This is a genomic window from Thaumasiovibrio subtropicus, from assembly GCF_019703835.1.
GTDB lineage: Bacteria > Pseudomonadota > Gammaproteobacteria > Enterobacterales > Vibrionaceae > Thaumasiovibrio > Thaumasiovibrio subtropicus.
In genome coordinates, this window is the sequence record NZ_AP023055.1 from 211,891 (window position 1) to 224,626 (window position 12,736).

Annotated in this window: 8 protein-coding genes; 2 read left to right on the forward strand and 6 right to left on the reverse strand. The window is 48.2% G+C overall.

Translation table 11 applies throughout. From position 1 onward, the window contains the following. Window positions 1–135 precede the first annotated feature (135 nt). Together TSUB_RS17250 and TSUB_RS17255 are read right to left on the reverse strand one after the other, a co-directional pair. On the reverse strand, window positions 136–2,997 hold the full coding sequence (locus tag TSUB_RS17250) for an Ig-like domain-containing protein (protein ID WP_087023173.1): 2,862 nt from the start codon (window positions 2,995–2,997) through the stop codon (window positions 136–138). A gap of 87 nt (window positions 2,998–3,084) precedes the next feature. Next, window positions 3,085–6,414, reverse strand: coding sequence for a glycosyl hydrolase family 18 protein (locus tag TSUB_RS17255; RefSeq protein ID WP_087023175.1), 3,330 nt, complete (start codon window positions 6,412–6,414; stop codon window positions 3,085–3,087). An 818-nt stretch (window positions 6,415–7,232) separates the two neighbouring features. On the opposite strand from TSUB_RS17255, the gene TSUB_RS17260 reads away from it, so the two are divergent. Continuing rightward, a complete protein-coding gene (locus tag TSUB_RS17260) occupies window positions 7,233–7,613 on the forward strand; it encodes a hypothetical protein (RefSeq protein ID WP_087022700.1) in 381 nt (126 codons plus the stop codon). A gap of 120 nt (window positions 7,614–7,733) precedes the next feature. On the opposite strand, the gene TSUB_RS17265 is transcribed toward TSUB_RS17260, so the two are convergent. Further along, a complete protein-coding gene (locus TSUB_RS17265) occupies window positions 7,734–8,522 on the reverse strand; it encodes a DUF2989 domain-containing protein (protein ID WP_087022697.1) in 789 nt (262 codons plus the stop codon). Between the two features lie 139 nt (window positions 8,523–8,661). Beyond that, window positions 8,662–9,306, reverse strand: a complete 645-nt coding sequence (locus TSUB_RS17270; protein WP_087022694.1) for a hypothetical protein — start codon at window positions 9,304–9,306, stop codon at window positions 8,662–8,664. A gap of 352 nt (window positions 9,307–9,658) precedes the next feature. Here TSUB_RS17270 and TSUB_RS17275 point away from each other — a divergent pair, with 352 nt between their 5' ends. Further along, a complete protein-coding gene (locus TSUB_RS17275; protein ID WP_087024010.1) occupies window positions 9,659–10,972 on the forward strand; it encodes an anaerobic sulfatase maturase in 1,314 nt (437 codons plus the stop codon). Window positions 10,973–11,028: 56 nt separating this feature from the next. On the opposite strand, the gene TSUB_RS17280 is transcribed toward TSUB_RS17275, so the two are convergent. Both TSUB_RS17280 and TSUB_RS17285 read right to left on the reverse strand, forming a co-directional pair. After that, on the reverse strand, window positions 11,029–11,748 hold the full coding sequence (locus tag TSUB_RS17280) for a FadR/GntR family transcriptional regulator (RefSeq protein ID WP_087024008.1): 720 nt from the start codon (window positions 11,746–11,748) through the stop codon (window positions 11,029–11,031). Window positions 11,749–12,003: 255 nt separating this feature from the next. Further along, window positions 12,004–12,642 carry an RpiB/LacA/LacB family sugar-phosphate isomerase gene (locus tag TSUB_RS17285; protein WP_087024004.1) on the reverse strand — a complete coding sequence of 213 codons (639 nt, stop codon included), beginning with the start codon at window positions 12,640–12,642 and terminating at the stop codon, window positions 12,004–12,006. Window positions 12,643–12,736 lie beyond the last annotated feature (94 nt).

Below are 12,736 nucleotides of genomic sequence, written 5' to 3' on the forward strand. Positions count from 1 at the left end.
GCGCATTTCATTGTGTAATTATGATGTGGACACAGTAACAATTGTGAGGCTTGCTTTGACGCTGATGTAAAAAAGCCCGGCGCAATGGCCGGGCTGAAGGCGATAACCATGTCGAAAACGACAAGTTCGCTCGGTTTAGTTGTTATCGTCTAGTTCATTGAAGTACGCCACTTGCTCTTTCATCGTTAAGCCTTCGGTGTTTGAACCGAGCGTCCAGATAAAGAAGCCACCGTAACCATTTTGCTTTTGCCATTGGGTGCGCTTGATGTTGTTCTCTCGGGTTTCGACAAATCGGCCATTCGGTCCCCATTGGCTGTTAATGGTATTGCCTAAGACCACCTTTTCCTTGTCACCAACATACTTGGCATAGTTCGCCATTGCGACCTCATAGCGGAAGTTTTCACCTGCGTCATAGGCCATGACATTGAAGAAGTCGAAAGTATCACGGGTGTTTTCTAGCAGCGAAATTACTTCACCATGGTGTGCAGAGCGGTCAGGTTCAATGAATGAACAGTCGTCAAATACGGCTGGATTTGCACACTCGACGGGGTCCGCACCCACATGGTAGGTGGTAAGAGAGAGCAGTTTACTTTCACCAATGCGCTCACGGAGTAGTGTTACCAAGGCTTCGAGATTTCGGTTGTCCTCTTCTGTGATGCGTGTCGTGCGCTCGAAGTCAAAATCTACCCCATCAATTGTGGCGTATCCCGCTAGCTGGTAAGCGCTAAAGTCACAATTGCCCTGCCAATCGAACGCCTGACATTCGCCGACAAGTTCATCCGGTGACAGATTCTTTTTGTAGACCGGGTAGGGCGTATTCAAGAGATCGACGAGACCATCAACAATCGCTTCGCGTTGCGCTGGGGTACCCATGTGGTTCCACATACTGTCGTAGGTTGCGCCGCCCATCGCAATCATCATGGCTTTGCGAGGATGGGCGTGTTTGAGATGCGTCCATGCGAGATACTGTGGCGCCATCCACGAAGGATCATATTTCGGAGTGATCATATCGTCTGAGACGGCAATATTCCCTGATGCGTCCCATTTGCCGAAGGAGAGGAAATAGGCGTCACCTTGCGAGTCCAGAAGTTGTTCAATGTCACGTAGTCCCCAAGAGGTGAGGTACGTGATAGTACGATCGGGGTTATCGCGTAAGTCATGATCGTCTTGCGGTTCTTTCACTTCAATGCTTGCGGGCACGGAAGTTTGGCTATCGCCTTCGGAGTTGTGCGCAATCGCGGTAATGGTGTGCTCACCTAACTGCGCGCCATTCCATTGATACTCGTAAGGCGGTTGCGTGACTTCGGTGAGGCGCTCACCATTGGCAATAAATTCAACACCTGTGATGACACCATCAAAGGTGTTGGCTTCAGCGGCCATGCGAATAGCACGGCCCTGATAGTATGAAGAACCATCCGCGGGTGAGGTGAGACTAACGACAAGGTCAATGTCGGTCACCGCGATGCTAATGGCTTGGGTTTGGTTCTCGCCACCTAGATCATTGTGTGCAACCGCACTGAGTTCATACATGCCTTCTTGTTGTGGCGGTAGTGTGAAGTGGTATTGATTGCCGCTGGTCGGTGTATCCGCATTGGCGATGTGTTGGCCATTGAGCAAAACCTCTACCCGAGTCACTGTGCCTTCGCTATCCTCGGCGGCGACAATGACGGGGATCTGCTCGTTGAGGCGGAATCGCTCACCCTGTCCAGGTGCGACGAGATCTATCTCTGGCACTGGGGTGAGGTCACACTCGCCTTCTTCATGCCAAGCATCTTTCCAGGCGTCCGGATAGTTAGGATGACCCGTACCGGGGGTCCACACGGGATTGCCGCACCAACCCGCAACGGTGCAGCTAAAGAGATGGCCGATGTTTGATACACGGTCGCCAACTTGATAGTGCATACCATCTTCATACTGAGGGATGTCACCACATTGGCCTCCCGAGCTTTGCGTCACTCGAATATTCACGTTTGCAGTACTGGTGAGCGCTTGCTCGTCGGTCGCTGTGGCAATGAGCTCGACACTGCCAATGACATCGGGTTGCCAATCACATTCGAAATTTGTCACTTCACTGGCATCAAACTCACAGATGGTTTGATTGTTCGCCGAAACCGCGACGTGGGCTAAATCATCATCCGCATCCGTCGCGTTGATTTCAATTCTTACGCTATCAGTTTGCTTAAACTCATCACCTTCTGCTGGGGTGATGAAGTTGATCGCTGGTGGTTGAAAATCTGGGTTGTCATTGTAGATGTCGACGTTTGCCGAGGCGGCTTTGATCCGTTTGCCCTCTTCACTGAACAGGATGACTTCGACTTGACTTGCGCCTAGTGCACTCGGTGTCCATGGTTGGTGATAGTTTTCAGTGTCAACATCGATGATTTGATCGCCGAGCTTCTCATTTGCTGCCCAAAACTCAACGCGATAGGCATCCTCACCATGAGCATCTGCGACTATGGTTGTCTCTTCATTAACGGCAAGACGCGCGCCGGATTGCGGCGAGGTGAGTGTGATGTCACCTTGTGGTGGCAGGGTGCCTCCTTCACCGTTGAATGCGATGCTTTGACTAAAGGCGTCGAGATCATTAATCATCCCACTCATGCTAATCGACAGTGTGAAATGATCCGCAGTTTGCAATAGGGTGTTTGCCCAGTCTCCGTCTGGAAACAGGAAGGTGATGGTATGGAGAATACCGTCATTGGTGGTGCTGTGCTCGATGCGCCAATTTGGGTATGACAAGGTTGCTGATGACCAGTTGATGTCGCTGACGTGGTGGTCGAGCACAAAAGTGACCGTCGCATCACGCATATCAATTGCTTGATCATCGGCATTCTGGATAGCGATTTGATAAGTGCTCCAGTATTGCCCTTCGGTTTGAGGGTTCACATCGATATCAACGTTTAAGGCAAGGGCTGCCATGGGTGATATCAGTAAACCCGCGGCGAACAGGGCGCCAGTAATTTTATTGATTTTTCCTGTTGGGGTGAGTGAGCGCATATGTCCTCTCAATGTGAATGTTGTAGAGATGTGTTGTTGTTTTGGAGGCCGACAGCATGTTGTCGGCCTTGTCGTGAAGAGATAGGGCTATTTGATTTCGCAGTACATTTCCCAAGAACTATCGCTGCCCGGCTCCGAGTTAGTCCACCATTGCGCTTGATAGACAAACCCATTGTGGCGAAGAAGATCCGGTTTTAGCGCATGGCTTGGGTTGCCTTGCCAGTCGGTTTGAGGCCACTGGGTGTTAGCTCCGTCGTAGACGGGTAATGCACTGATATCAAAGTCGCATTCGCCACCCGGCTCACCTGGGCCTCCCGGGTTACTGTTGTTACCAAATTCATGTTCTGGCAGGTCAGCAAAGTGTTTTTTCAAGCCGACAGTGACGACATTGCCGTCGGCATCGGCACTCAGTAGACGTACACCTTCCGTACCAATGGTGGCAGGGATGTAGAACACCATGCTGAGGTCAACTTCGCCGCCCGGCGCAATGTCTGCGTAGGGGTTGAGAGTGACTTCAACGGTATGTTGGTATTCGATATTACTGTTTGGCTTGTCACCGTGGAAGTTGTCATGTCCTGCACTTTTCACCACGGTTGTCCCAGCACCATTCCAATCGCTGATGGTGTCAGAAGTTGACGAAGCGATTTGGAACTGCATCTTGGTCCCCGTTGGTAGGCTTTGCGATGAGTTGTTCACCACGCGCAGGGTGGGGTTAATTGGATAGTTGTTGTCTCCGATAGGGAAATCGCTGACGCTGACATCAACATCGATGTGACCGACAGGCAACGGGAGATCGTTATGATCGATATCCATGTCGTCAGCAGTACGTAACTCTTCATACATTAATGATGTGAGTGTGTCGCCCATGTAGTATTCGCCTGTCTCTGCATTAAAGGCGTAGTCTCCGGCTAGCTCCCAAATCATCACACCACCAAATCCACCATCTTTGATGAAATCCAACTTGTGCTGAATAGACTCTTCATCTTCGGTTGATAAGAAGACCTGTTTTTCCGCATTCCATAGCCAAGGTACACGGGCTTTGTCGTCGAAGTGGCGCTCATAGGTGCCCGTGATGAGGTGATCAGGGTTGTCTTTGTCGAGACCCCATGCTTCGCCATAGCTAGGCATGCTGCCAGCTAAACCAAGTGATGCCGCATGCTCAAGGTTTTTGGCATGCCACATCGGGACGACGCCAGAAGCGATTTCTTGGTTGTTATCATCAAGATCGTGCCACAGGTTATCGATACCACGCGCGCCATCACCACAAGGATCATTCATCCCTGTGCCTTCTGGACATTGAGTCTGATTCGGTAATGGTGCGGTGCCGTTCAGGCCATGTTCGCCACCGGAGACGTTTTGCCAACCTCGAGTGTAGTAAGGGACACCGACATTGATTTTTGATGGATCAACAGCGCCACGGAAGTAAGCTGCACCCCAAGCCGCATTGAGGTAACCAACACCGCCCCATTGCGCTTGATCGTAGATGCCAGCGGCCTTTAACTCTGGATCTTCTTTGTTATCAAACAAGGCTGCGTTGTGGGCAACGTAGTGGTTCCATGTGCCGTGGAAGTCGTAGGTCATGATGTTGATGAAATCGAGGTAGTCAGTAACTTGGAAGTTCTCCATGCCACGCAATAGATAACCCGATGATGGGGAAGCGATGGTGAAGAGATAGCGACGACCATCTTCTTTTTCTGCTTCAGTGAGCATGTCACGGGTAACACGCATCAACTCGACATAGTTCGGGAAGAGGGCATCACGACACTTGTCTGCGTGAGGCCAATCAACCGGGTTGCCGGCATTGGTCATCGATGTTGGGTATTCGTAGTCGTAGTCGATACCATCAAAGCCATATTTGCGCATTGCCTCAATGGCGTTGCCAGCAAGCGTGCGGATGCCTTCCATATTGACACTACAGTCAGCGTTGGTGGTACCAGTGAAGAAGCCGCCGGATTCAGCCCAGCCACCCAACGCAATGATGGTTTTTACATCTGGATACTGCTTCTTGTATTTGTTGAGTAGGTTAAAGTGACCCGTGTAGTCAAACTCGGGATCCATCTCGGCACCTTCAATTTCGGGCCACTCCATATCGGTAGCGCTTTCGCTGAGGAGTAGGTCTAAGGTATCGGTATCGACACCAGCAAATGCATAGTTGATATGGGTGATTTTTTCCCAAGGAATATCCGATACCAAGTACGTAGGAAAGTCGTTTGCGCCATCTCGCCACGAGGTGAAGTAACCGATAATGCGGCGAGGTTTGTCGTCGGCCATACATTCGCGACCATCTTCACGGTAAATTTGCTTGATATCACAGGAAAGCCCCGGTGGCGGCGGATCAATCGGTGGTGGCTCCACTCCCGTATCTTCGGTCACCTTGATGGTGATTTGTGATGTCGCGGTTAAGTGAGTGGCATCGGTCGCTTCTGCTTTGAGTGTTTTGCTGCCCGTGGTAGTCGGCTGGTATTCGCAACGAAAGTCTTGGGTTTGCTCTGCATCAAACTCACAGATGGTTTGGTTGTCGGCAAAGACCTTCACACTGCGTAAATCATCATCCGCATCCGCGGCATTGACGGATATCGCAATGCGTTGCGCGATATCAAATTCTTGATTGTGACTTGGCGTGGCGAATGAGACGGTCGGGGCGGTGGGGTGCTCTTCTTCCTCGATGATCAATAAACTGATCGCTTCGCTAGCGAGGGAGTCACCGGCTTCATTGAGCACTGATACGGTGACCGTATGCTGCCCCAAGGCGTCTGGCGTCCAAGCATGGCGATAGGTATGGAGGCCATCCAGTGCAGTTTGCGTGTTGATGACATTGTCATTGATGCTAAAGGTGATGGTTTCGCCAGTCTGTGCCTCAATATCTGCGACGATCGGCGTGATCTCGCCGAGCTCTCTTTGCTCGCCATTCGCAGGCGAGGTGATGATTACTTCGGTTTCAGGCGGTGGTACAGGCGTGCCTCCGTCACCATCAGTTGTAAAACGGATGCTGTTTTGGAACGCAGTGAGATCATCAATTTTGCCACTGAGGCCGAATCCCAAGGTAAATGATTGTCCGGCAGTCAGTTCGGTGCGCACCCAGTCGCCTTCATCGAAGGACAAAACAACGCGGTGTAAGGTTTCACCATTTTGTGGGGAATGCGTAATGTGCATTTGTGGGTAGCTTACCCCCCCAGTGCTACTCCACTGTAAGCTTGATACCTCGTGGTCTAAAGTGAACTCAATAATGGCGTCACGCAGTTCAACAGGTTCGGAAGTACTGTTAGCAAGCGCAATACTGTAGTTGTTCCACCAATCACTTGGGGAAGAAGGGGCGTTGATATCGATAACAAGCTGGTTTGCAACGGCAATGGCAACAGGCGACAGACTTAATCCTAAAATCATGGCCGCACTACCAATACGATGAATAGTGTTCATACGTGGTCTATATTCCTTATTCGTATTATTTGAGGGGGAAGTACATAAAATCCGTTGTCTACATGAAGAAAAGAGCGTTAATGATGCTCACAGTCGCATTACTGACTAGGTTCAGAAAGAGATATGAATAAATTGAACGTGGGTCAATATGCTGCATTCTTAATGGATTATGCTTGGTTTATATGCGAAATAATAAATAAATCAGTAACGTTAAATATAGTACTCTTTCGAGAAGTGCTTAAAAGCTGTATTACTTGGATAAAGCTCACATTATCAAATAGATGACAGGGTTTGCGTTAATTTTGTGCTGATTAAGGCATGGTTAACTCTTTCTTTATCAAAGCGTAACATACCCATAAGTCGTTTAAATTATTGATTTTAAAGTATTTAGTGGTTTGTGATTTATTCTTTTGGTTTGTTTCTACTGACTTTTTATTAGGCGAGGTGTTTCAGGGGTGTAACAAGGTGTGTCTCGGTTGATGATAAAATGAAATAAAAATTACCGGATCCTGACAAAAGTTATTCTTAAAGCAGTTTTGAGAAAGAAATTAATTTCAATCTGTTTGTGACTTTCGTTCAGCATTGAATTCTGAGCAGCTGTATGGTGTTTGTAATAACGCTAGCCACCCGTGTTTGAATATTGGTATTCTTATTTGGTATTTATTTCAATTTCTTTTAACAAGGGTTATGAGTCTAAGTAAGTGAGCCTTACTGTCTTAGATGCTGGGATGTGCTGGATGAGGATGTCTATTGTTAATTCGTTTCGTTACGCTTCGGCTTACCCCTCCCTGTGGGAGTAGAAAGAAAGGAATATAACAATGAAAATCAAATTATTATCAGTGATGGCGGTGTTAGCTGGATTAGTGGGTTGTGCCACGACGGCAAAAAGCCCTTATACACCTACCGTTTCTCCTCAGCAAGTGGAGATGGTACGCGTCGAGTTGGCAGAGATTATTAGCGACAACTTATACATTACCGATGATGGTTTTGTTGTCTGGACAGAGTATGCGCCAGCGGGGTACGAGTGGGAGAGGGAATACATGCGTGATGCGGCATTCCACGCGGCGTGTGATGATTTCCTGCCACTGCTAGAGTCGGGTTTTGTCTTCAATGCACACTTTAAAGGCCGCAAAGGTAGCAACCTGTATTACAACCTAGACCGCTGTTTAGAAGACAAATCTACCGGTCTGTATCGTTAATGATGTGACAGGGTACATTCGCTTCTGTACTGAGTGAAACGGTTGTCATCGTCAAAGTAAAGGGTCGCGAAATCGCGACCCTTTTTGAAGGTATATTTTTGATGGTATAGGGAAAAACCGCTATTGGCGTCGATACCGACCCATTTCGATCTCTTCTGCAATCAACATCGCTTTTTTTTGTAGCATTTCATGGGTTGCCATATCGATGGGTTTAATGCGCATTAGCCTGTCTGTGCCACTGGTGAGTTCAAACTGCGCCGCTACCATAGTCCAGACATACGCCTCTTCGATGTTGTCGATTTGTAGGTTCAGTGTGGCTAGCGAAAGGATCAGCTGATTTTCGAGGGGCATTTGGCTGTTCACTAACTCCAAACCTTGGTGGAGTATATTGATAGCATGCGCTTTATCTGAATGTGTGTAATATCCTGCGAGCGCCATCTTGAGGTAGGGTGTATTCAGCCTTTCTGAGCTCTCCAACGCCAGAAACTGATCTTTTGCCAACTCGTCACCTTGTGTCCACCGATAGTAGATGATCTCCGGTGCTTGAGAAGTCGAAAGCTCCATCAGTAGTTTGTCTTCTTGTGCTGCGCTGTGGACAAGCGCGGCCATGCGCCGCGCATTGGCATCAGAAAGTTGAGTGGCAGAAATGACCGAGGAGAGCTCCATACAACGTGTGAACATTTTGGTTGCTTTTAACTCTTCAAACTTGTCGAGATCGCGACCAGAAATGATTGCCGTGTAGCGCGCGCGGACTAAAGGGTCGCGATCCTTTTTACAGTGCGTATCGCCGATGTTGAGATCGCCACACATACCGGGAATGGCTTTGCAGAGTTCATCGGCATCTTTCTCGCCACCAAAACAGCCAGCAAGAAGGGAACAGGTGAGTAAAGTAAGCGTAAATCGTTGCATGTTTATCGCGGTCGTTTTTCTTCCAGTTTAACTGACTTAACGGTAAAAACCTGACTTTCTACTCTCACTTTTAGTTAACTTGTTACCTTCTTTCAATGTTTTGCTCTGTTTTTTTAACTCTGTTGCTTTTTAGTCATACTTAGAGGCAATCTCGGCTGCTGGTGGCGGTACCAAAGTCGGCATTCACCTCTAAGTCAGTATGGCGACCGTGATCGAGCTTAGCACCCGCACTCAACGACCCGTGGATTTGCTCGGCATGACAAAGGTTGGCATAAGCGCCCATGGCGGCTCTGAGGTTGACTTGTTGCGCTTTCAAGATGACATCGTCGTCGTTGAAGGCGGCGCCCATCCCAATTTCTAAGTCAAGCTGCTCGGTCTCGCCAGCGACATGCAGTAATGTGCCCATCTGGCCTCTGACTCTCATCGCGTCGGGTGAGACGGCACATTCAGAGAGTGTGAGTTTAGTGCCATTGACTGCAGTCACGTCCTCAATATGTTGATTGGTATAGATGACCAGCTTGACCGGTTTGTGATCACCCCAAAGCCATTCTGAATGATTGATGAGTGTCAGTTCACCATTTTTTTCAACGATTTCAAGGTCGGTGAGATCGTCTGGGCTGGTAAGGCGAGGTACGTCATCACACATGACATGAGCTGAAATACCATTGGCGATGGATAACTCAGTAAACTCGCTAATAGTGCGGTCATCAGCAACAACAAAGGTGCTGATACCCAGAGCCGCGACAGCGGCGGTTAAATTCGAAGCAAGTTCTTCAATGTGCATGTGTCTCTCCCTAATAGCATCTTACGAAATAGGTGGCGGTGGGTGGTTGACTCAATCACGTTCACCATGAATGTATTGCTACAAAGCGATAACCGTGCCAACTTTTATGTTGTTTAAAATCAATAAGTTAATTTCAACTACATCTGTTTTGACGTTGAGGATGATAAAATATACACACTCTTTGGTAAATTTAACCACTAATGAGAGTGGGCAAAAGCCACAAGGAGTAGCGACGCAAGCCGTGATTGATCTCATTTTGTGAAAAGATGTTTTAATTTTATTGCTTGTTGAGATTATTTTTCATTGTGTACCGCGTATAATGGTCTACATTGTTTTTTAACGCGTAAGTATCATGTCGACTGCAACTCAAGTGGGCTGCCACGTAATGGCGAAGCCCAGTGGCTCTGTCTGCAATATCGATTGCCACTACTGTTTTTATCTCGAGAAAGAGAAGCTCTACCCCGATCGCCAGGCTCAGTGGCGTATGAGTGACGAAACCCTTGAAACCTATGTTCGACAGCAAATTGAAGCACAACCGGGGCCACATGTTGAGTTTGCTTGGCAAGGGGGAGAGCCCACGTTAATGGGGTTGCCGTTTTATGAACGTGTGATTGCCTTATGCGAGAAGTACGGTAAGGGAAAAACCATTCAGCATGCCTTTCAAACCAATGCCATATTACTCAATGATGATTGGTGTCAGTTTTTTGCCAAGCACAATTTTTTGATTGGTGTATCCATTGATGGCCCTGCTGAACTGCATGACCACTATCGGGTGACGCGCTCAGGGAAACCGACGCACGAGAAAGTGATGGCGGGTATCGTGTGTTTAAAAAAACATGGCGTGGCATTTAATACGCTTACAGTGATCAATAGCGTCAATGTGAAGCACCCAAAAGCCTTGTACCAGTTTTTAACGGAGATTGGGTCGACATTTCTACAGTTTATTCCGCTGGTGGAGCGAGAAGCCAAGCAGCAAGATACATCGGCGTTGAGCTTGGTGCTACCGGGTGAATCGATGGCAACGGTCACAGATTGGTCCGTGCCGTCATGGCAATACGGCGAATTCCTGAATCAGGTGTTTGATGTTTGGGTACGTCGAGATGTGGGCCGCGTTTTCGTGCAGATGTTTGATACCACGTTAGCGTCTTGGTGTGGTCAGCCCTCGGGTGTGTGTGTGTTTTCCGAAACTTGCGGGCACGCTTTCGCCCTTGAGGCTAACGGGGATCTGTATAGCTGTGATCACTACGTTTACCCTGAATATCTGCTTGGGAACATTCATCAAATCTCTATTAAAGAGTTAAATGAAGGGGACGCGGCACATCAGTTTGGACAAGACAAGCGTAATACGCTGACGCCAGATTGCCAGCGCTGTGATTTTCGTTTTGCCTGTCATGGCGGCTGCCCAAAACATCGCTTTGATGTTTCCCCTTCTGGTTTTCCCAATCACAACTATTTCTGTCAGGGTTACAAGCATTTCTTCAAGCACTCTGCGCCCTATATGGCAAAAATGCGGGAGCTGTTGGAGCAGGGGAGACAGGCCGCAGACATTATGTTGCTTGTCGCGCAAGCGGATAGGCAACGCGCTCAGCAAACCCGTCAAGCGGCGGGGCGGAATGCCCCTTGCCCTTGTGGAAGCGGCAAAAAGCATAAGCGTTGCTGCGGGTAAGTATACAAGTAAAAAAACCGACCAGATGGTCGGTTTTTTGCAAGCTTAAGGTGTGATTACGCGGACGCTTCGCTGGGCAAACGGTGCTTCTCTTCACGAAGGAGTAAGCGAGAGGCCTCGCGTGCACGATCCTCATTACCTGCCATGATGGCATCATAAATATCACGATGCTCACCAATACACACCCCGCCGTCTTTTGATGAGTGATTGATAAAGCTCATAAAGATAGTGGCGAGCACATTGCCAAAGGGTAAGTAAAAGTCGTTGCCGGTAGAAAGGAAAATCAGGCGGTGAAAGTGCATGTCGACTTCGGCCCAGCGCTTTTGATCAAAATCTTCGGCGATTTCGACCATCTCTTGGAAGGTTTCTGAAAGCTCGATGCGTTGTTCGGCTGTCGCATTCTTGGCGGCAAGCGCACACGCTTCAGGTTCGATTGCTTTACGCAAGCCTAAGAACTGATGATAAAAAATCTCAGAGTTTTGTAAGCCTTCCATCCATTCAAGCAACTGAGGATCAAGGAAGTTCCAGTGGATTTTATCGACGACTTTCGTCCCGATTTTTGGGCGAGATTCGAGCAGGCCTTTGGAGGTGAGAAGCTTCACGGCTTCACGTAAGGCGGTGCGGCTAATGCCAAACTGCTCACAAAGAGCCATCTCTCCTGGAATGATAGAGCCTTGCGGAAGTTCTCCAGAAAGGATGCCGCGTGCTATCTCCCTAGCAACTTGAACATGAAGGCTGCGTTTGGAGCCGGAAATAGTCGCGAATTTGGATTGCATGTGTAACCTTAACTACTAATTATGTATGACGAATAGCTTACCAGATTATCGTGATTAATCACTATATTCCCTATTGGAAAAACAGATGTATATCAAAGATGAGGCAAATTTTTGGTGTGGTTAATTGGGCAAAGTCTGCACTAATGTTATGGGTAAGTGATAGGTAAAGATCGTCGTTGTAGCGCAGAGTCAATGAAAAAAAGCCAGCAAATTGCTGGCTTTACGTCATAGGGAGTGGATGTTGCGTATTGGGTGTTAAGCCAAGATTTCGCGAACAAATGCTTCAATTTCAGGGTTTTGGCAGTTGTCGAAAAAGCACTGCTGGAAACGCTCACCAGAAACCGCGGTTTTCACAAGCTCTGGGTCAATCGCACGCAGCGTATCAAGGTAGTTTTCTTTAACAACAGCAGCTTTCACCTCGTTCAAGATGCCCGCATTACGCTGCTGTGGTTCAGCACGCTCTAGTGGGTAGCCTTGACCACGCTCGCCTTCAAAGGCTTTCTCGAAGATGTAACGAACATTCAGTTCTGCACCCCAACCAAAGCCTTTTGCAAACGCAAGTGCCAATGCGTTACCGTTGTTGATTTGGTTGAAAAGGAATGCATCTGATGGGTCTAGGCAGTAACCGCAGACAACACCTGGGTGGATGTTGCATGACATCATCGCGCCTTGGCCAGTGCCGCAACCAGTGACAACAAAGTCAACCGCTTTCGCGTTGATAAGAATACTCGCCATGATACCGAGGTGAATGTAGGTCAGGTGATGATCGTTTTCATCGGACATGCCTACGTTGAATACTGGGAAACCTTTAGCGCCAGCGACTGCGTTTAGCTCATTTAGGACAGCAGCGTTTTTGCCAGCTTGGCTGTTCTCCATCATCAATGCAATTTTCATTAGGTCACTTCTCCTGTTTTTGTTGTCAGCTATTATAAGAACTAACTCAAAAAATGAAAAGGCTTTTTAAAAATACAAAAAAGCAGTATCTAAT

Bases quoted from the DNA above. Each gene is read 5' to 3' on its own strand.
- TSUB_RS17250 (WP_087023173.1), bottom strand. From the start codon at position 2,997: ATGCGCTCACTCACCCCAACAGGAAAAATCAATAAAATTACTGGCGCC.
- TSUB_RS17255 (WP_087023175.1), bottom strand. From the start codon at position 6,414: ATGAACACTATTCATCGTATTGGTAGTGCGGCCATGATTTTAGGATTA.
- TSUB_RS17260 (WP_087022700.1), top strand. From the start codon at position 7,233: ATGAAAATCAAATTATTATCAGTGATGGCGGTGTTAGCTGGATTAGTG.
- TSUB_RS17265 (WP_087022697.1), bottom strand. From the start codon at position 8,522: ATGCAACGATTTACGCTTACTTTACTCACCTGTTCCCTTCTTGCTGGC.
- TSUB_RS17270 (WP_087022694.1), bottom strand. From the start codon at position 9,306: ATGCACATTGAAGAACTTGCTTCGAATTTAACCGCCGCTGTCGCGGCT.
- TSUB_RS17275 (WP_087024010.1), top strand. From the start codon at position 9,659: ATGTCGACTGCAACTCAAGTGGGCTGCCACGTAATGGCGAAGCCCAGT.
- TSUB_RS17280 (WP_087024008.1), bottom strand. From the start codon at position 11,748: ATGCAATCCAAATTCGCGACTATTTCCGGCTCCAAACGCAGCCTTCAT.
- TSUB_RS17285 (WP_087024004.1), bottom strand. From the start codon at position 12,642: ATGAAAATTGCATTGATGATGGAGAACAGCCAAGCTGGCAAAAACGCT.